Source organism: Ignavibacteriales bacterium, from assembly GCA_026390815.1.
Taxonomy (GTDB): Bacteria; Bacteroidota; Ignavibacteria; order Ignavibacteriales; family SURF-24; genus JAPLFH01.
The window spans coordinates 117968-138239 of the sequence record JAPLFH010000006.1; the positions used below are offsets into that span (position 1 = coordinate 117968).

The following is a 20272-nucleotide window of genomic DNA, read 5'->3' on the forward strand; positions in this document are numbered from 1 at the left end:
AACATGTTCAACATACCCAAAGAAAGATTAAAAGAATTAAAATCCGCATTCCAAGGATTACGAATTGCAGTAATTGGTGATATGATGCTCGATTGCTACTTTTGGGGTGATGTGAAAAGAATATCCCCGGAAGCGCCTGTTCCGGTAATTGAAGTTGATGATGAATTCTACCGTTTTGGTGGCGCTGCAAACGTTGCTTATAATATTTCAACACTTGGTGGAATACCAGTACCAGTTGGAATTATCGGGTACGATAATCATGGTTCAATTTTCAATTCACTAATGGAAGATGTTCACATTTCCAGTGAAGGTATTATAACAGATGACCAGAGACCAACTACAACAAAAACCCGAGTTATTGCTGTCAATCAGCATATTGTTAGAATTGATCAAGAAAAGAAAAATTACATTGCCGAAAACATCGAAGGTAAGATTCTTAATTATTTAAAAGAAAATATATCACAACTTGATGGAGTAATCCTTGAAGATTACAACAAAGGAGTTCTAACACCAAAGATCATCGATGAAGTAATAAACTTATCAAAACAAAATAATGTTATAATTTCAGTAGATCCAAAGTTCAATAATTTTTTCAATTATAAGGATGTTACTGTATTTAAACCGAATCGAAAAGAAACCGAAGATGCATTTGGAATGAGAATACAATCTGATGAAGACATACTTAAAGCTGGAAATAAATTGTTGGAAAGATTGAATGCTAAATATGTTCTTCTTACTTTAGGAGAGAAAGGGATTGCAATTTTTGAAAAAGGTAATGATGTTGTTAGAATTCCAACCAAAGCAAGAAAAGTTGCAGATGTTTCCGGAGCAGGCGATACTGTTATTGCAACATTAACAATGGCATTAGCAGCTAAAGCCAATATACACGAGGCAGCTTACCTTGCTAATTATGCAGGTGGTTTAGTTTGTGAGGAAGTTGGCATTGTTCCAATTTTGGCTGAAAAACTTTTTGATGAAGTTGGATATGATATCGAACATCAAAACAATTTACTTTAATAGAATATAAATCATCAAATTACACTATGGAAAACACCCTGACTCGTGAAGAAATAATAAAAGTTCGTAAGCAGCATAAAACTGAAGGAAAAAAAGTAGTTTTCACAAATGGCTGCTTCGATATTCTACACGCCGGTCATGTTGATTATTTGAATAAAGCAAAAACTCTGGGCGATATTTTAATAGTTGGAATCAATAGTGATTCATCTATGAAAATTATAAAAGGGGATAAGCGTCCAATCATTTGCCAGGAAGAGAGAGCAATTCTCGTTAGTAATCTTAAAGCTGTGGATTATGTTACTTTTTTTGATGAACCAACCCCAAAGGAAATAATTGATGAATTGATTCCTGATATTCTTGTTAAAGGTGCAGATTGGGCAATTGATAAGATTGTGGGAAGAGATATAGTTGAAGCTAACGGCGGTGAAGTTAAGACAATTACTTTTGTAAACGATCAATCAACTTCTAAAATAATAAAAACAATTTTAGAGCGTTACAAAGACGGATGACAGAAACTAAAGTAAAAAAGAATAGAACACTGTTTCATAAAATTGTAAATGTGTTTCTGGGTGTTTTTATTGGAATATTTATTCTGATTGTAATTTTTATCGGCTTCTCTCAAACTAAAACTTTCCGGAATCTTCTGCGGGATAATGTAATTGAAATTGTAAATGCTAACATAAATGGTAAACTTTATCTTGAAAAAATTGATGGAACAATTCTTACTTCATTAATTCTTAGGAACACACTTCTTACGCTGGATAAAGACACAATCCTTATTGCAAAAAAAATTGAACTACAAACCTCACCGCTTAGAATTTTATTAAAACAGATACACATCCGAGACTTTTCTATAGAAGATGCAAAAATTGAATTGATGAAAGATTCTTCAGGGAAATACAATATAAGTCGTTTGGCAAAACCAACACCCAAAGATACTTCAAAATCTGAATTTCCGTTTTCAATTAGGATATCCGACCTTAACCTAAGAAATGTAAAATTTAAAAGTGCAACCTATGAAAATAAAAATAGTATAAAGTCTTATCCATTTCTCAACCTTGATGATTTCCGGGTTGATAGTCTTTACCTTTCATTAAATGCTTTTATCAACATTTCAAAAAAAGATTTCTTACTTAACATTGATGGAATAAGTTGTTATACTAATCTCAGTAACTTTTCATTAAGAAATCTTTCAGGAAAGTTTGAGTTAACAGAAAATTATGCTAGAGTTAAAAATCTTGCTGTTAAAACAAGAGGCACAGATTTCGAGTTAGATGCTTCGCTGGATAATTTTCATTTATTTAAAAATTTTACTTATGCAAAATTAAAAACCTCACCTCTTAAACTTAAGTTAACTACAAGAATATTTAATTTCTCAGAGCTTTCAAGTTTTGTTCCTGCTACTGATTTAATTAAAGGTATTGTTACTACAACATTGTATGCTTCCGGCACTTATGGCAATATAAAAATTGATAAAATAATGCTTGATTATTTGAATACGCATATTGAAGGAACTGCAACCTTATTGGACTTGCACAATCCCAAGAATCTTTTTATCAAAGCACATATTTCAAATTCTTATATCAACCAGCAGGATATTACAAAACTATTACCAAGTGTTCAGCTACATGAATTTCCTGATTTAAAAATAAAAAATATTGTAGCAGATTTTGAAGGAAAGCCGACAAATTTTAAAGCAAGTTTTAGTGCTGATTTACCGCAGGGTAATATTAAATCGGATTTAAAATTAGATTTTACATCCGACAAGATAAAGTATGATGTTTCATTAAATACGACCGGTTTAAATTTATCACCGATAATTAAATCATCAACCAACATTAACTTAAGAGCAATTATACAAGGCGAAGGAACTAATCCGCAAAATCTCACATCAAAAATAAAAATAAATTTGTCACCATCTTCGTATGCAAAGTATTCAGTGGATTCACTAAAATTAAATACTGATGCTAAAGATGGTATTTTCGATTTTAAAATGGAAACTCTTGCTGATGGCGGCAGATTTAACTTAAATGGAAATATTGATTTTTATGATTCCAAAAATCCTGTATATGAGATTTTTGGAAATCTAACAAACCTGAATCTTGAAAAAATTCTAAAAAATCCTGCAATGAATTCCAACCTTAATCTTTCAATGGAATTAAGAGGCAAGAGTTTTGATCTCGACAGAATGAATAGCAAACTAATAGTTCGAATTGATTCTTCCAAATACACTACAATAAATATTCACCCAACAGAATTTATCCTAAGCTATACCAGACCCAGTGCAGATTTACAGTTGATCAAATTGTCATCTGATTTTTTTGACCTGAATATAAAAGGTAATTTTTCTTTAAAAGATGCGGCTAATGTAATCGGTTATGAAGTTGAAACAGTTTCCAACTTAGCTAAAAGAAAAGTAAATGAAATTAATCCATATGCGTTTTTCAGAGACTTAGGAAAAGCAAAAGAGTTTGATCTTCAATTAGCTAAAGAAGAAAAAATTCCTGACTTTGTGAAAAATAAATTTGCCATGAGTTACGATTTAGTAATAAAAGATTTAAGTAAGATTGCTGCATTAACCAACTTCAAAAACTTTGATTTAGAAGGCAAGATTTTTGGCAGTATAAAAAACGGAGATCGGCAATTTGAATTTTCAACTAATGCCATTTTCAATCACTTGAAGATGATCACTAATGATAATGTCGTTTATGTCTCAAACTTTAATTTAAGCTTTAATGGAAGCAGAGAAAACCAAGTTGCTGCCACAGATAATATTTTAGGAAATTTAATATTAACAACCGAAAGAGTATTTTCTGGAACTGATGTAAATAATTTTTCTTTGAAATTGAATTTAAACAAAAACGTTTTAGGCTATGATTTATCAGCTCAATTGGATACTACCATCAGCGCCGCTGTAACTGGTAAGGTAGATTTTTCCAATAATAATTTGAAATTATCTACCGATAAGTTTTATCTGGATTACAAAAAATTTATATGGGAGAACGATGGTGAGTTGAAGGCTTTTTATAACAAAGATTATTTTGAACTTCAGAAGTTTCTGTTAGTCAGGTACGGCTCTTCCATAGATTTATCCGGTAAAATATTTGGCAACGGTTTGGAAGAAATTTCGGCTAAGGTATCAAATCTTGATTTGGAAATGATAAACAATTTAGCTGAACTAAATCCTAATACTCTGTCAGGTAAAATAAATCTTAATGCTCAGCTTAGTGGATTCTTACATCAGCCAATTATTAAACTTCAATTAAATGTTGATAATATTATTGCTAAAGGAATAAAGCTTGGTTCTTTAAGAGCAGGATTTAATTACAGTCAATTACTTCTTACATCAGACATAAAGTTTCTGGATACAACATTCAATCAGGATAATCCAAGTTTAGCAATCCTTGGTCAAATTCCAATTAATTTAGCATTTGTTGGAGCGAAGGAAAGATTATTAAAAGATCAAGCAGTTCAACTTTCTCTTAAATCCAAAGAGTTTGATCTAAGTGGATTTGGGAATTTCATTCCTGCTGTAAAAGATTTAGGAGGTAAACTGTTTGCCGATTTAATGATTGGTGGAACGTTGAATGACATCAATTTGAATGGAAACATGTATCTTTCAAACGGAGCTTTTACGCCGCTTCAAAATAATCTGCCGTATGGTTTGGATATGAGTTTGTTGTTTCAAGGTAGTTCCATCATTCTAGAAAACTTTAATTTAAGAAATACTGGCAAAACAGTTTTTAAAGGAAGAATGTTTGGGGGTGGAAAAATTAATTTTAATGAAAGTACAGCAGATATGAACATTCGTGGAGATCTTGTTGTGTTGTCACCTGAATCAAAATCTGCTATGCCTTATTTTTATGGAGATCTTACAATTAAAACTGACGGTGATTGGTTGTTTACTTATAAAGATGGCTTTAGTTTTTTTAAGGGAATTGTATTACTTAAAAATGCCAACATTACTATTCCACAAACCGAAACATCATACAGCACCGGTAGTGATTACGTTTATCGTTACGTAGTTGATTCATCCAAAATTGATGAAAAGCAAGATGAGTTTAAAGAAGTGATTGCTCTTTCTAAAAAGCATAATCCAATAAAAATTAATCGACCTAAAAAATCATCTAACTTTGGTTACGATGTACGAATTAGAACTGAAGAAGAAGCAATCTTAAATTTAATTTTAAACCAGGAAGCTAATCAAAAATTAAAAGCTGTCTTAAGCGGCGATTTACTTTTTGAAAGCGGCGGTATTGCACAAGGTGAATTTAAATTATTAGAAGGTTCTGAATTAACTTTCTTCAAAACTTTTACAGCTGAAGGAAAAATTTATTTTGAGCGCGAACCCACAAATCCCAGGTTGGATATTGTAGCAACCTACCAAAGCGAACGCGGAGATACAGCTGTTGCTGTAAAAATAAGGCTTGAAGGTCCAGTGGATAAATTGGGAGAGAACCTTTCCAAAAGTTCTAAAAACATTGCCGTCTATGAGACCCAGACTAATATTGATCGGGACATTCCATCACCTGATAAAAGCGCTGCCGATGCAATATTTTTTATTTTAACTGGAGAGTTTGTAAGCGGGCAGACGGCTGGAAGTAAAGCTTCTATAAGTGGTTTATTTAATCCAAATGGATATGCAAACTCAGCATTAAGCGGAATTCTATCTTCCTTTGCAAACGAATATCTTGGTGACGTTGTTAGAAATATTGAACTTGAGCAGCGGGGAAGTTCTCAAAGATTATCTGTCAGCGGCAAAATTCAAAAGTTGAAGTATTCTCTTGGAACTAAAACCGAAGAATTCCAGGACATTAGTAAAGCAAACTTAAAATTGGAATACCCGTTCAGCGATTACTTTCTTATCAGGTTTGAACGAAAAGATCCGATACTTGAGAATATGAATAACTCTGAAAAAATTAACGAAATTGCTATTAAATATAAGTTTGTATTTTAATGAAGAAAAAAATTATTGCGTACTTTAAGAAAAATCCAGGCGTTAACATCAAAACGAGTGAGCTTGCTAAGAAACTTCAAATGCAAGATGAGCACGAATATTCAGCTCTGAAATCAATGTTACACGACCTGGTTGAGGAGAATATTTTGATAAAAAAAGGCAAGCGGTTCAGGTACAATTCTGTAACTGAAGGAAAGTTAATTGGTACAATCAGCATAACCGAAGGAGGTTTTGGTTTTGTTACTTTAACTAAATCGGAAGCTGGTGATATTTTTATTGCATCAAGAAATTTAGGAACAGCTTTTAGCGGTGATACTGTTGAAGTATCTTTATTTGCGAAGCAAAAAGGTAAAAATCTTGAAGGCGAAATTGTAAATATTATCAAAAGAGGTAAAGAAGAAATTGTTGGCGACCTCCATAAGACAAAAGCATTTTACTTTGTTAAAAGCGATGACAGGAGCATTCACAGAGATATTTACATTGGCGAGAAAGATCTGAATGGTGCAAAGAGCGGGGATAAAGTTGTAGTTTCTAAAATTGATTGGAAATCATCAAATCTGAATCCAGAAGGTAAAGTAAAAGAAATTCTGGGGAAATCCGGTTCTTATGATACAGAAATTTCGGCTCTGGCAAGGGAATTCAACCTTCCATATGTTTTTCCAAAATCTGTTCTAAAAGAAGCTAATCATATCACTCTGGAAATTAAAGAAGAAGAAATAGCAAAGCGTTTGGATCTTAGAAGTAAAAATATTATTACAATCGATCCCGAAGACGCAAAAGATTTAGATGATGCAGTTTCAATAGAAGTTTTGGAAAATGGTAATTACATGGTTGGTATTCACATTGCCGATGTAAGCCATTTTGTTGATGATGGAACTAACCTGGACGTTGAAGCAAGCCAGCGTGGAAACAGCGTTTACTTTGTTGGTAAAGTTATACCAATGCTGCCGGAAAGAATTTCTAACGGTATCTGTTCTTTGGTTCCAAATGAAGATAGACTTACTTTTTCTGTACTTGCAGAAGCTACTAAGGATGGTAAACTAATTGATTATCAAATTCGGAAGACAATCATCAACAGTAAAAGAAGATTTACCTATAATGAAGCGCAGGAAGTTATTGAGAAAAAGGCTGGAGATTTTGCTAACGAACTTATTCTACTTAATGATCTTGCCAGAACTTTTCGGAACAAAAGGATGTCTAAGGGAAGTATAAACTTCATTAGTCCGGAGGTTAAATTTGTTCTTAATGAACTTGGTGTACCGATTCAAATTGAAAAGAAAATAGTTAAAGAAAGCCATGAATTAATTGAAGAATATATGTTGCTTGCAAATCAAATTGTAGCTAAGCATATTGGTGGAGGTAAAGGTAAATCGGAAATGCAGTTTGTTTACCGTGTTCACGATTTACCGAATGAAGAAAAAATAAGAGAATTTGCAAATTTTGTAAAATCCTTGGGTTTTTCTTTTGATCCAAATTCAGCAAACAAAACTAAACAGTTCCAAAAATTGTTAGAAGAAGTAAAGGGCACCGAAGAAGAAGATTTGATAAACGATGTAGCAATTAGAACTATGGCAAAAGCAATTTATTCCACAAAAAATATTGGTCATTATGGATTGGGCTTTAAGTTCTATAGTCATTTTACATCTCCGATTAGAAGGTACTCAGATTTAATAACGCATCGGTTGCTTTTCAGTTATCTGGAAACGGGAATGCAAAAATATTTTCGTGGAGATGAACTTGAAGAAATTTGCGAACATATTTCTGCAACAGAAAGAAAAGCGCTGGAGGCTGAAAGAACATCTGTTAAACATAAACAGGTTGAATATTTGTCTAATCACGTAGGTGAGGAATTCCATGGTGTGGTTTCCGGAATAACACACTTTGGTATGTTCATAGAATTAACGCAAAGCCTTGCCGAAGGATTGATAAGACTTAGAGACCTGGAGGACGATTATTATGTTTACGATGAAAAAAATTATTCGTTAATTGGACGTAGTACAAAAAAACGTTATCGGTTAGGAGATAAAATTACAGTAAAATTAATTCGCGTTGATAAAGAAAAACGGGAATTGGATTTTCAGATTGTTGAAGACAAATTTAATTGAATAATTTATTTGTGAATTGCCAAGAGTTTTGTAAAAAGCTATTCACTGAAAAGAAAATATTATAAATAAGTTAGGTGATATTATGGGCAAAAAAGTATTTCTGTTTTTAATATTTCTGTTTGCCTCAAATCTTGTATTTGGTCAGTTCGGTAAGAATAAAATTCAATACAAGAACTTTTCCTGGTATTACATTCAAACCAAACATTTCGATATTTACTTTCCACAAGGTGGAGAAAAGATTGCCGAGTTTGCCGCTAAATCCATTGAAGATGCATTAACATCAGTTCAGAAAACTTTCAATTATACAATAAATAATAGAATTTCTTTTATCATTTATAAATCAACAAATGATTTTCAGGAAACAAATGTAACCGACGAATACCTTGAAGAGGGAATTGGTGGGTTTACGGAAATATTTAAAAACAGGATCGTGCTCCCATTCGATGGTTCCTACAGTCATTTCCGTCATGTTATTCACCACGAACTAACGCACGGTGTTGTTAATGATATGTTCTATGGCGGTTCTCTTCAGAATGTAATTTCAAAAGGAATTTCTATTCAACTTCCACTTTGGTTTAATGAAGGTTTAGCTGAATACGAATCAGTTGGCTGGGATACTGATGAAGATATGTTCATTCGCGATGCGGTTATTAATGATAATATGCCGGATATAAATCGATTGAATGGATATTACGCTTACCGCGGTGGGCAGGCTGTATTTAATTACATCGCCAGGAAATATGGGAGAGAAAAAATTGGCGAAATAATTAATAAAACCAAGGGACAGGGAGATTTGGAGGAAGGCTTAAAATCTTCAATTGGATTGACTACAGAAGAATTAAATGAACGATGGAAAAAAGATCTTAAAAAAACTTATTGGCCAGATATTGCTACGCATGATGATCCTGACGTATTTGCTAAAAGATTAACTAATCACAAAAAAGAAGGCGGCAACTATAACACCAGTCCTGCAATTTCACCACAAGGGGATAAGGTTGCTTTTATTTCTAACCGTAACTTCTACTTTGATGTTTATCTAATGAATCTGATTGATGGAAAGATTATAAAAAAATTAGTTGAAGGGAACAGATCACCGGATTTTGAGCAGCTAAATATTCTTTCACCTGGTTTAGATTGGTCACCTGATGGAAAAAAAATTGTTCTGTCAGCTAAAACAAGCGGCTGGGATGTTATTTATATAATTGATGTTGAATCTGAAGATAAAGAAGAATTACCGATTCGTATGGATGGAATCTCATCTGTTAACTGGTCACCCGATGGTCAATTCCTTAGTTTCATCGGACAAAATGGAATTCAATCCGATGTTTTTATTTATGATTTATGGAAAAAGGAATTAACAAATCTTACAAATGATGTTTTCACTGATTTAGATCCGGTTTGGTCACCCGATAATAAAATAATTTATTTTGCCTCCGACCGCAGCAATTATCTGAATCCTCAAGCGCTTCCGGATACATTTAATATTGCTAACTTCAATAATAATCGTACACACATTTATGGAATTAATCTTGATAAAAAAAATATATTCAGAGTAACAAATTTTCCTTATGGTGATGAAATATCACCGGCAGTTTCTCAGGATGGTAAAGAGATTTTATTTATTGGTGAACTAAACGGAATTAATAATATTTTTAAACAGAGAGTTTATTTAACTGATAAAGATTCTGTTAAAAGTATTGATCAATTGCCTTCAACTCCAATTACTAATTCTTTAAACGGATTATACCAGCTTTCCTTATCAAATGATGGAAAGAAGTTAGTATTTAGTTCCTTGTATGAATCCGCCTATAATATATTTCTTCTGAACAATCCGTTCGAACCAAAGACTGACAAGCTTCAATTAGAACCAACAGTATATTATTCACAATCAATTTTACCCAAAGAGGAAATTAAAGACACTCTTAAATCATTTGTGGAAATTTCAAAAACGAAGAATACAAATGTTGTTGATACAAGCAAAACTGAAGTAGCTACAAGTCCAAGCATCTTTGTTGGAAATATTGAAGAAGCACCAAAAGCGGATACCACTAAAAAGAAAGTTGATTACAGTAAGTATATTTTTTCTGATAATAAACAGATTAAAAGAGATAGCACTACAGCAGAAAATAATCCAGAGTTTAATCCGGCAAACAACCTCGATTCCAAAGGAAACTATTTAGTAAATAAATACAAGATTGATTTTTCTCCGGATATTATTTATGCTAATGCCGGTTATAGTACGCTCTATGGTTTACTGGGCACTACAGTTCTTTCATTTAGTGATATGCTTGGAAACCATAGGATAATTGGAATTACCAGTTTGCAAATTGATTTGAAAAACAGTGATTATGGTTTAGCTTATTATTATTTGCCAAACAGAGTTGATTTTGGAATTGAAGGATTTCACACAGCACGATTTGTTTATCTTCAAAGAGGACAAAATTGGAATTTGTTTAGATTCCGTAATTACGGAATGGTACTTTCCGCAAGTTACCCGCTAAATAAGTTTTATAGAGTAGATGGTGGTGTTAGCTGGCTTAATATTTCATCTGAAAACCTTGATGATGTATCCGAACCTTCAGAAAAAGTTGGTTACCTAATTCCATCTTTAAGTTTTATTCACGATAATGTTTTGTGGGGTTATACTTCTCCAATTGATGGAACAAGATATAATTTAACATTATTTGGGAATCCTGTTTCGGGTAGTGAGCATCAAAGTTTTTATTCATTAAACTGGGATTACAGGAATTACAGCAGATTCTGGTACGACAATTCTTTTGTGTTTAGAATTTCTGGTGGCTATTCCGGCGGTGAAAATCCACAAAACTTTTTTATTGGTGGAACAGAAAACTGGATAAACAGAAACTTTAAGACCGGTGAAATTCCGCTTAACAAAGCTTCTGATTTTGCATTCCTTACACCAGCACTTCCACTACGCGGTTATGATTATGCTGAACAGATAGGACATAAATATGCTTTGCTTAATCTGGAATTAAGAATGCCCTTGATAAGATATTTAGTGACGGGTCCAATCCCAATTTTATTTCAAAACATTCTTGGTGTAGCTTTTATCGATATGGGTTCTGCCTGGAATGATACAAAGAAACTACAATTAATTGCCAAGGTAAATGATAAAATGATGACCAAAGATATGCTGCTCGGTACCGGTTTTGGTGCAAGGATGTATTTCTTATACTTCCTGCTTAGGTTTGATGTGGCATGGTCATACAATCTTGATTCTTTCTCCAGACCAAAATATTATTTTTCTATTGGAGCAGATTTTTAGTTTTTAAAGGGTATAGGGGTATAAAAATTTAATATATACCATATACCCTTATACCCATTTACTCCTATACCCCTATATCATTGTACCTATAGTGTATAAAGATTTATTTTTTTGAAAAAACCAAGACGGCAGTAAAATAATTTCATTGATTTAATAAGCGAAATTATCTATACTGAAACGGGTTAAAAGTTTAATTTATTTATGAAGGGAGCATTGGTAAAGTTAGTCGGTAAATTCTTCCGAAAAGTACACGATATTATTTTAATAAAGTATTCTCTTACGATTATTCTCCACATAAAATCTCCAATCAATATATATTTTTATCAATTAAAAGAGGGGAAGCGAAATATTACTACAGTACATTTAGTAAAGAACAATTGTAAAATTCAAACTGCGAACAGGTAAATTATTTTTTCTGTTAGAAGAATAAGTTTGTTTGAAAATAAATTTGGTTTAGCTGTAGGTGATTTTGAATTTTCTATTTGCAGAAAAAAAGTGAATAATTATAAAATTGAATTAGCAAGAAGTAAAATTGATTTTTCAAATGAGGGGATAAAATTGGAATTAGCAGTTTATATTCGGAAAAGATAATTTTTTCTTTGGCAAAGACAATTTTTATTTTGGAGAAATAAATAGATGTCTGGATTTGATAAAAACGATGAAGGATTTATCAAATTGGAGAAAGAAATATCAAAATGAGAATGGAAAATGTAAAAATAGGTTGGGAAATCACAGATTTGGTTAGGAAAATAGTAAAATGATGGAAATTGTTGAAAAAACAAAGATTGCGTCGCTTCGATTGTTATGGAAGTTAGATGATTCATCCCGAAAGACGGGATGAATATTTAATAAACAATAATAGGGAGAAAGTAAAATGAACATCAAACAAACCAACAAGGTAAATATGTTCGAGCGCGTTGCTGCTTATCTAGCTCTTTTCAAAACAAAAATTGTCTATTCAACGGCATTCCAGGAGGCAATTAATAGTTTAGAAGAGCTTACAGAAGCAATATGGGCAAAGGACAATGAAAAATCCGGGGCAACAAGTGGAAAGATTGATACAAAAACACAATCAGGTGCAGCTCTGGTAACGCAAACGTTAAAAGTAACTGCTGCTTTATTCCTTTGGGGCAAGAAAAATAAAAATGATGAAATTAAAGCCCTTGCCGGGATAAAAAAATCGGAATTTAACGGGCTTAGAGATGCGCAAAAAGTAAACAAGGCAAAAGCAATCTACGAAGCTGCAAAAGATAAAGATCTTACTTTTGCCGGTGTAGAAGCAGCAGATATAAATCAGTTAAATACAATTGCTGATGAATTTAAAGGTGGCATTACTGACATAGGAAGCGGAGCTTCTAAACGTATTAGCGCAGGCGTATCCTTGGATGAAATGATTACCCAGGGAGATACAGCCATTAAAGAAGATATTGATAATTTTATGCAGGCTTATGTGGATAAGAATCCCGAATTTTATACAGGCTATAAAGCTGCCCGTGTTATTTATGATAAAGGCGGTAAGCATAAAACCCAGGAATCGGAGAAAGCAGAAGAGATAAAGAAGTAATAGAAGACAGAGCAAATCTAATTAATCAAAACTTTGTGTCTTTGTGCCCTGGCGGCGGACGGAAAAACATTGCTGTTAGGGCACAGAGATACAAAACATTTTTACTTTTACTCATCTTATGCAGGTTTATGTTTGCAATATCCTAGCGCGGCAATCCTCAATGGTTGATGTTTGACGGATGATGGAAAATGGGAAAATCTTTAAATATTTTAACTTGCCTGAAGTAAGCAGGCACAAAAAACAAAAAGTTAACTACATGACTATAATTAGTTGCAACTATATTTTTCGATACAAAATAATAAATAGCTTTATAGGGGGATAAGAAGATGAATTTATTTAATGAAATTAACAAATATTTTGAGCTGATATTACAATTTGATAACCCGGTTTATATTTCGTTGTTCGTTTCGATAATAATAATTTTTTTATTCTATATCTTTTATAAACATGGAATAATACCAGTCCGTAAAAAGTCTAAAAGAGAAAAGGAAGAATTGGAATTAAAGAATACAAGGTTAATGGCTTTATTTGCAGAACTTGATCCCGACCCGATACTTAGAGTGAATGAAAGCGGTTTAATAATAAGTGTAAATAATGCTGTATCTAATTTAATTAATGATAAGAGTCTTATTGGAGAATCGATATATGTTTTATTAGATGACAAAAGTTACAACGTAAAGGAATGCATTATAAATAATAAATCTTTGCAATTTTATAAGACTATCGGAGACAAATATTATTCAATAATATGTAAAGGAATTTCTCATTTACATTTTCTGCAGGTCTATATTCATGACATAACCTTTAGAAAAAAATATGAAGAAGAACTGAGAAAATATCATGAAAGAATCCAGGAGAAAATAGAATGTGAAAGAAAAAGAATTTCGTATGAGCTTCATGATGGAATTGGACAGAATATTATTCTTGCAAAACTTATGCTGCAGAAAGGAGATGAACATTCAAAAAATAGTAAAGGAAATGAAAATTATATTAAAGTATTAGAAGTTCTTGAAAACACAATAAGGGAATTAAGAAAGATTGCTCATAATCTTAGACCTAGAATTCTTGAAGAAGAGGGAATCGATTCAGCTTTAAGGAGTTTATGCGACGCTGTTAAACAGGAAACCGGATTAAAGGTAGAGATAAACGTAAAGCTTAATACAAAAAAGCTTGATGATAAACTGGAAGTATTATTGTTTAGAATAACGCAGGAAGCAATTAATAATATTATTAAACATTCAAAGGCAGATGAGTTTAATATAAGGTTATTTAATTCTGTGAATATAATAAAACTGATAATTGCCGATAATGGTATTGGTTTTAAACACAATAACTTTACATTCAGCAGCAAAGGATTAGGATTATTAAATATGAAAGAGAGAGTTGAAATCCACGGTGGTAAAATTAAAATTGATACTAGTCCGGGTAACGGTACGATACTGTATTTTGATATTCCACTAAATTAAAATGCAAACAATAAACATAATAATAGCCGACGATCATAAATTAGTAAGAGAAGGATTTATTAGTCTTTTAAAACACCCGGCTAAGATTTATCCGATACGGATTAGTGTTTTAGCCGAAGCCGGGAACGGCAGGGAATTAGTGGATTTATATTTTAAGCTAAAGCCCGATTTAATTATTATTGACTTGGCGATGCCCGTTTTAAGCGGCATAAAGGCATTTAAGGAAATAAAAAATTACGATGTTAACATTAAGGCATTATTCCTTTCTATGCATGAAGATGAGGCTTACATTTACCATATAATAAAAGCAGGCGGGATGGGTTTGGTTGGGAAAAGCGTTGCAAAAGAAGAATTGCATTATGCAGTAAAAAAAATATATGATGGGGAAATTTATTTTGGGAAACAGTGGACCGAAAGTAAATTAAAAAAGCTAGTTAATAATTACAGCAATACAGGCAACCCGGAGAAATATATATTTGAAAATGACTTAACTGAAAGAGAGACTGAAATTATAAAACTGATAGAAAGCGGGTTATGCAGCGATGAAATTGCAAGGAAATTATTTATAAGCAAACGAACAGTTGATACGCACAGATCCAACATTATTAAAAAACTGAACCTGAAAACGGAATTTGATCTTTATAAATTCGCTGCCATGTTTATAGAATTTAACATTAATTAGTAATGAGTAAAAATTAATCCCTGAACAATTGAGAATATTTTATCGATAAATTAGATCGATTTTTATTTGTTAAACAGTTGTTGTGTTTTCCGAAAACCTTACCAGTAATAGCGGTTTTGCTTAGGACAACAACTAAAACGCATATTTATAAATACGTATTAATACGTATTTTGAATTAAAGACTTACGCGATATATTCTCCAGGAATTATTTAAAAATTTTAGGGAGAATAGAAATGAAGAGAATTATTGTAATTATTGCCGGAATTATTGTAATAGCAGCTAATACAATTTTTTCGCAGGTATATGGAAAGATTTATTCAGGTAATGAAGCTGATAAAATTTATGGACCAGTACTGAATTCGGTTGCTATAAATACTATTGAATTGCAATCGTATATGAGCAGGACAAATAAGTATTTGCTGTTCAACATAATTGATAATAAATTGATCCTGCTTGATAATAAAAGAATTAGTATTTACCCGGAAAACAAAACAATTAGTAATGATGTTATATTTAAGGTTGTAAGTTTATCCGTACTGGAAGAATTGTTAAATAAAGGTAATAGTACAACCACATATATTGAAAAGAGGCAAGATGTTCTCTCTATTACAAATGGAAATTATACATTAGAATACGTCGGAAATTGTCCACCAATATGCTTTTAAAAGTGTAAATGATAACAGCAAAAATATTGCTATATATTTCGATGGCTATCTGGATTGTAGTTGCAGTAAGGCAATATGGCAGTATTTTATTTCCTTATTTTTTTATTTTGGCAATTACTGACCCAATTAACTTATTGATAGGAATAATATTTAGAATAAATCCACCACAAATATTTTTAGCTTCTTCAATACTTGTATTTATCTTTCTGAACAGCCAGGCTGGATTAAAAAAGAATTTTATTACGTCCGTTATATTACTTACTATAATAACACCATTTACTTTTTTTGTTAAGGGAGACATAATAAGATTTATGATGGTGGTTGTTCAGGTAATGATATTATACAGGTTACTTAAAATATTTTTTATGGCAATGGTTGATAAAAGAGAAATTAATTTGTTTTATGCCGGACTTATATTATATACAATTACAATAATAATTAAATTTTTTATTATGATACTGAAGATAAAAACAGGGATATTATATTTTTGTTTCACTTCTGCATTTGAAATATTTATTGGGGTGTTCTATTTATTTATAAATGAAAACAGCGAAAGAATAAAGATTAGATTAAGAGACGATTTATAACAGTTCAAAAAGTAGTACCATTAATAACATAAACCCACCTATCCGGAAACAAAAAGAAATAGAATGCGGATGACACGGTACAGGGCGGACAAGCGCGGATAATTATGATCTTCACTGATCGGTGGTGAATATAAATATCTTTCGTTCCTTTTTGCTATTATAAAAATATTTTCACCATTTTAATCTTGATTTTAGAATCAATTAGATATTTCCTGCAATACAAAGTAGAATTAATTCATAGATACTGCACCTTATTTAAAAACCACAGGAAAATTTTAAATTAAAAATACGTAATAATACGTATTGACCATGTTATATCTGATTATTAAAATGGTAACGAGATTTAAGATTAGTAAAAAACAAAAAAGATGATTGAAAATTCTTATAAATATATTGCTGCAAATCTTTCACTGAATAAATTATTCTATAAATATGATTCCAAATAAGTTATATCTAAAATACATGTTAGTAAAATTATTGGCTAAAGAAAATAAGAAAGAAAAAGCAAAATTAATATGTAATGATATTCTTGAATCAAAAGTAAAGGTAAACTCAGCTGCTGTTTTACAAATGAAAGAAGAAATAAAATATTTACCAGCATCAATAAAGAACTAAACGGGGATTAATTATTAATATAATAATAATAGGAGTAACCAATGAAAATTTTTATTAAAAAAAAACTTACAAAAACAACAAAAGCATTCATTATTGCTTTTTTTGCCATTATAATGTTTGTCAATGTTAAAATATCTTTAAACCCTTCTAGTGATGGAAATATTGATCTAATGGGTCTCAAGATGTCCCTGTCCATTCCATCAGCATATGCAACTGGTAATTGTAATCTACCGTGTTTTTACAGTGGGTGGTATAATGATTGTGTCGTCTTTCACGATGGACCTTATTGTCTACTTACATATGGTTGTCCTGCTGAAATTCATTGTCATTACATGCAGTAATAATTCAGTGATGGTGATAAAATACTACCGAAATATTTTTTTGGTGGCGAAAAATAATTGCCAGGATTATAAAAATCAGTTTTTCACTAAAATTCTAGAAAGCTTTGTAGGATATCAAATACTTTTAAAATCTAACCCACAGATGTGGATTAGTTATATTTTGAGAATTATATGAAAACAAAGAATTTACTATTACTTATTGCAATTATATTTTGCTCATGTTCTAAAGAACAGAATAAATACGTAAATGTAAAATTTAAAGCTAAAGGTGAAATAATATTGAAGGATACGCTTAAATATATTTATTCAAAATCTTCAGTATATGTTGGTCTTATTCGAGACATAGAAATCATTGGAAATAATATATATATATCAGATAGGGCTAATTGTAAAATACATGTATTTGATTTGGGGTTAAATTATTTAAAAAGTAGCAATGGTTTCGGGCATGGACCATCAGAATTTGCTTCCCCTCAATATCTGTCAAATAATTCAGGAAATTTAATTGCATATGGGCCAGGTGAAGGATTAAAATTGTTAGATTCAAGTTTTTTTATTGTAAAAAAAATTAAATCACCAACTAACTACATAACGAATTTTGCAAATCCAGTTTATTTTGATGGAGATAAAATATGGGCAACAGGTTTTAATAAAATGCCAATTAATCAGCAAAGAATTAGCGATATAACTACTGTGATAATATTTAATAAAGAAGGATCATTAATTAAAGCATTTTGTAATTTTGATAAAGATTATGATATAAATATTAATAATAAATACTATGAAAGTATGAGAGATGCTTTAATATCAGAAGGATTTAATAATACTTATTTTGTTTTACAACGAGCAACATACAAATACCATCAGTTTAACAAGAAAGGGAATTATATACAAACTTATTTCTATAAGCCAAAATATATTAAAAGTCCACCCGATATAAGTATTTCACAAGCCAAATCTTTGAATAATGACGATTTTTTTAAAAATATAGTTGCTCAAACATCTTTTTACAAGTTTTTTGCTTTTGATATAACTAATAATTTACTGTTTATTAATTATATAAATCAGAAATTCGAAATGATGAAATCGAGATCATATACTGATTCGGAAAGTTATCTTTGTGCAATAAATAAGGATGGGGAATGTATATACGATAATAAAATTGAAGGGTATGTCTTTGCAATTAAAGATGGATATATCTATACCGTAGTTGAGGAAAGTGATAAATATTTATTAATATACAAATATCAAATAATATTGTGATAGTGTTAAAAAATAAATACCTCATATTATTAATAGCTATTATAAGTGTTATAATTCTTATCATTCTAATATTTCTTAATAATCAAAAAGTAATTTTGACTGAAAAATTAAAGGAAATGGAAGGTTCTATAAATAAATATGAATTGATTAATAAAAATATATTAAAACGTAGTGAAGTTGAAGGAAAATACATCTGGGATATTGGTATATTAGCTCCAGAAGTCAGTAAAAAGAAAATACTGGATCTTACTAAAAAATCATATAAATTGTTTTATTGGAAAGATACCTTAGTTTGTGAAAAATGTTATTACTTACATCTTTGGTCAATAGCCAAAGAAGTTGGTTTTAAAAATGTTATCATTTTATATAATAATAAATATGAATTCATGAAAAAAGATTTTATAAACTCAATATTTGTTGAAAACCCTATAGTTATAAGAAGGTTTGCAGAAATAATAATATTCGTTGATTCTGAAGGAAAAATACTTTACGCGGAATTCCCTGAATATGGCTTTTCACATTCCTCGGAAAATTTTTATGATATTGTTAAAAGGTATATAAAAAAATAATAGCCTTACATCGAGCAAAAGAAGTAATTATTATTCAATTTGGTAACAATAATATAAATATACCAGTTGTGTAAATTAAAAAATAGATTTTAAACGAAAACGGCGCAAAAAGTGTTAAGTAAAGTAAGTGTACTGGTTCAGTGGAAACAGGAATTTTGGTATTGAGAAATAAGGTAGAAAATCAGTTAGCATTTCTAGCCTCACATCTGTTTAATTTAGTCTTTGAAAGTTTACCCTCAAGTATATAAAGTTTATCTTCAATGCGATTCAATAAAAAATCTTCAGGCGTTAGGAAGTATAAAGAACTATGCAATCTTTTTATATTATAAAATTCGATATAATTGGCAACTTGCTTTCTAACATCAGCAAGATTAACCCTTGAAGATTTCATTAAGCATTTTTCGTGAACGGTTCTATGGTACTGCTCAATTTTACCATTTTGCGCTTGATTTTAGAACCAATTAAATATTTCTGCAAGACACAATATAACTACTGCACCAATATCATCCCTTATCTAAAAACTATAAAAAATATTTTCACTAAAAATACGTATTAATACGTATTGCCCATGTTATATCTGATTATTAATATGTTAACCAAAATTAAAATTATTAAAAATAAAAAGGATGATTGAAAATTCTTATAAACATATTGTTGCAAATCTTTCACTGAATAAATTATTCTATTATACAGGTTATTATTTTATTGCTGCAGTATTGTTTGTAAGCGGAGTAAGCAAAATAATTGATCCGCAACCTTTCTTAGAAACGTTAAACTTAATAAAATATTTACCGGAAGAAGTTAGAATTGCAATAGCAACTGCACTGCCTATGATCGAACTAGTGCTTGCCGTTTTAATTATTGGGAAGATAAAAGTAAAAATTACTTTGCTGCATACAACAGTTTTATTCTCTGCATTTTTCGCTTTTAGCTTATATGGGACAATTGCTGGATTTAATGCAGACTGCGGTTGTTTTGGTAATACTGTTAAAAGTGAGATTGGTTGGGGGATGGTAGTGAGGAATTTTTTATTTATGATAATTGCTACTATTGTAGTGTCAAATGTGAAACGTCAAACGTGAGACGGTAAATATTGAATAATTGATCTAATTTCCCTTTTGACTTCTGACATTTGACGTAACACTATTATATTA

At 31.0% G+C, this 20272-nt stretch carries 15 protein-coding genes; all 15 read left to right on the forward strand.

Translation table 11 applies throughout. The features are described from left to right. The first annotated feature begins 3 nt into the window (after positions 1-3). On the forward strand, positions 4-1017 hold the full coding sequence (rfaE1, locus tag NTX22_01690) for a D-glycero-beta-D-manno-heptose-7-phosphate kinase (protein MCX6149217.1): 1014 nt from the start codon (positions 4-6) through the stop codon (positions 1015-1017). Between the two features lie 26 nt (positions 1018-1043). Further along, positions 1044-1526, forward strand: coding sequence for a D-glycero-beta-D-manno-heptose 1-phosphate adenylyltransferase (gene rfaE2, locus NTX22_01695; protein ID MCX6149218.1), 483 nt, complete (start codon positions 1044-1046; stop codon positions 1524-1526). Next, on the forward strand, positions 1523-5974 hold the full coding sequence (locus NTX22_01700; protein ID MCX6149219.1) for a hypothetical protein: 4452 nt from the start codon (positions 1523-1525) through the stop codon (positions 5972-5974). The genes rfaE2 and NTX22_01700 overlap by 4 nt, the downstream gene beginning before the upstream one ends. Beyond that, a complete protein-coding gene (gene rnr / locus NTX22_01705; protein ID MCX6149220.1) occupies positions 5974-8079 on the forward strand; it encodes a ribonuclease R in 2106 nt (701 codons plus the stop codon). Before NTX22_01700 ends, rnr begins: the two co-directional genes overlap by 1 nt. Before the next feature lie 82 nt (positions 8080-8161). Then, positions 8162-11365 carry a biopolymer transporter Tol gene (locus NTX22_01710; protein MCX6149221.1) on the forward strand — a complete coding sequence of 1068 codons (3204 nt, stop codon included), beginning with the start codon at positions 8162-8164 and terminating at the stop codon, positions 11363-11365. Between the two features lie 432 nt (positions 11366-11797). Beyond that, on the forward strand, positions 11798-11956 hold the full coding sequence (locus tag NTX22_01715) for a hypothetical protein (GenBank protein ID MCX6149222.1): 159 nt from the start codon (positions 11798-11800) through the stop codon (positions 11954-11956). Between the two features lie 283 nt (positions 11957-12239). Beyond that, positions 12240-12929, forward strand: coding sequence for a hypothetical protein (locus tag NTX22_01720; GenBank protein ID MCX6149223.1), 690 nt, complete (start codon positions 12240-12242; stop codon positions 12927-12929). A gap of 494 nt (positions 12930-13423) precedes the next feature. Then, on the forward strand, positions 13424-14395 hold the full coding sequence (locus NTX22_01725) for a sensor histidine kinase (GenBank protein ID MCX6149224.1): 972 nt from the start codon (positions 13424-13426) through the stop codon (positions 14393-14395). A 1-nt stretch (position 14396) separates the two neighbouring features. Then, positions 14397-15077, forward strand: coding sequence for a response regulator transcription factor (locus NTX22_01730; protein MCX6149225.1), 681 nt, complete (start codon positions 14397-14399; stop codon positions 15075-15077). Positions 15078-15311: 234 nt separating this feature from the next. Then, positions 15312-15743: a hypothetical protein gene (locus NTX22_01735; GenBank protein MCX6149226.1), complete on the forward strand. Its 432-nt coding sequence runs from the start codon at positions 15312-15314 to the stop codon at positions 15741-15743. An 8-nt stretch (positions 15744-15751) separates the two neighbouring features. Next, on the forward strand, positions 15752-16330 hold the full coding sequence (locus NTX22_01740; protein MCX6149227.1) for a hypothetical protein: 579 nt from the start codon (positions 15752-15754) through the stop codon (positions 16328-16330). A 477-nt stretch (positions 16331-16807) separates the two neighbouring features. Further along, positions 16808-16945: a hypothetical protein gene (locus tag NTX22_01745; protein ID MCX6149228.1), complete on the forward strand. Its 138-nt coding sequence runs from the start codon at positions 16808-16810 to the stop codon at positions 16943-16945. Positions 16946-17457: 512 nt separating this feature from the next. Then, positions 17458-18549, forward strand: coding sequence for a hypothetical protein (locus NTX22_01750; protein MCX6149229.1), 1092 nt, complete (start codon positions 17458-17460; stop codon positions 18547-18549). Positions 18550-18644: 95 nt separating this feature from the next. Next, positions 18645-19118, forward strand: a complete 474-nt coding sequence (locus NTX22_01755) for a hypothetical protein (GenBank protein ID MCX6149230.1) — start codon at positions 18645-18647, stop codon at positions 19116-19118. 626 nt (positions 19119-19744) lie between these two features. Then, positions 19745-20200, forward strand: a complete 456-nt coding sequence (locus NTX22_01760) for a methylamine utilization protein (protein ID MCX6149231.1) — start codon at positions 19745-19747, stop codon at positions 20198-20200. Positions 20201-20272: the final 72 nt, after the last annotated feature.

Bases quoted from the DNA above. Each gene is read 5' to 3' on its own strand.
- NTX22_01735 (MCX6149226.1), top strand. From the start codon at position 15,312: ATGAAGAGAATTATTGTAATTATTGCCGGAATTATTGTAATAGCAGCT.
- NTX22_01710 (MCX6149221.1), top strand. From the start codon at position 8,162: ATGGGCAAAAAAGTATTTCTGTTTTTAATATTTCTGTTTGCCTCAAAT.
- rfaE1 (MCX6149217.1), top strand. From the start codon at position 4: ATGTTCAACATACCCAAAGAAAGATTAAAAGAATTAAAATCCGCATTC.
- NTX22_01760 (MCX6149231.1), top strand. From the start codon at position 19,745: ATGATTGAAAATTCTTATAAACATATTGTTGCAAATCTTTCACTGAAT.
- rfaE2 (MCX6149218.1), top strand. From the start codon at position 1,044: ATGGAAAACACCCTGACTCGTGAAGAAATAATAAAAGTTCGTAAGCAG.
- NTX22_01720 (MCX6149223.1), top strand. From the start codon at position 12,240: ATGAACATCAAACAAACCAACAAGGTAAATATGTTCGAGCGCGTTGCT.
- NTX22_01700 (MCX6149219.1), top strand. From the start codon at position 1,523: ATGACAGAAACTAAAGTAAAAAAGAATAGAACACTGTTTCATAAAATT.
- NTX22_01740 (MCX6149227.1), top strand. From the start codon at position 15,752: ATGATAACAGCAAAAATATTGCTATATATTTCGATGGCTATCTGGATT.
- NTX22_01730 (MCX6149225.1), top strand. From the start codon at position 14,397: ATGCAAACAATAAACATAATAATAGCCGACGATCATAAATTAGTAAGA.
- NTX22_01750 (MCX6149229.1), top strand. From the start codon at position 17,458: ATGAAAACAAAGAATTTACTATTACTTATTGCAATTATATTTTGCTCA.
- rnr (MCX6149220.1), top strand. From the start codon at position 5,974: ATGAAGAAAAAAATTATTGCGTACTTTAAGAAAAATCCAGGCGTTAAC.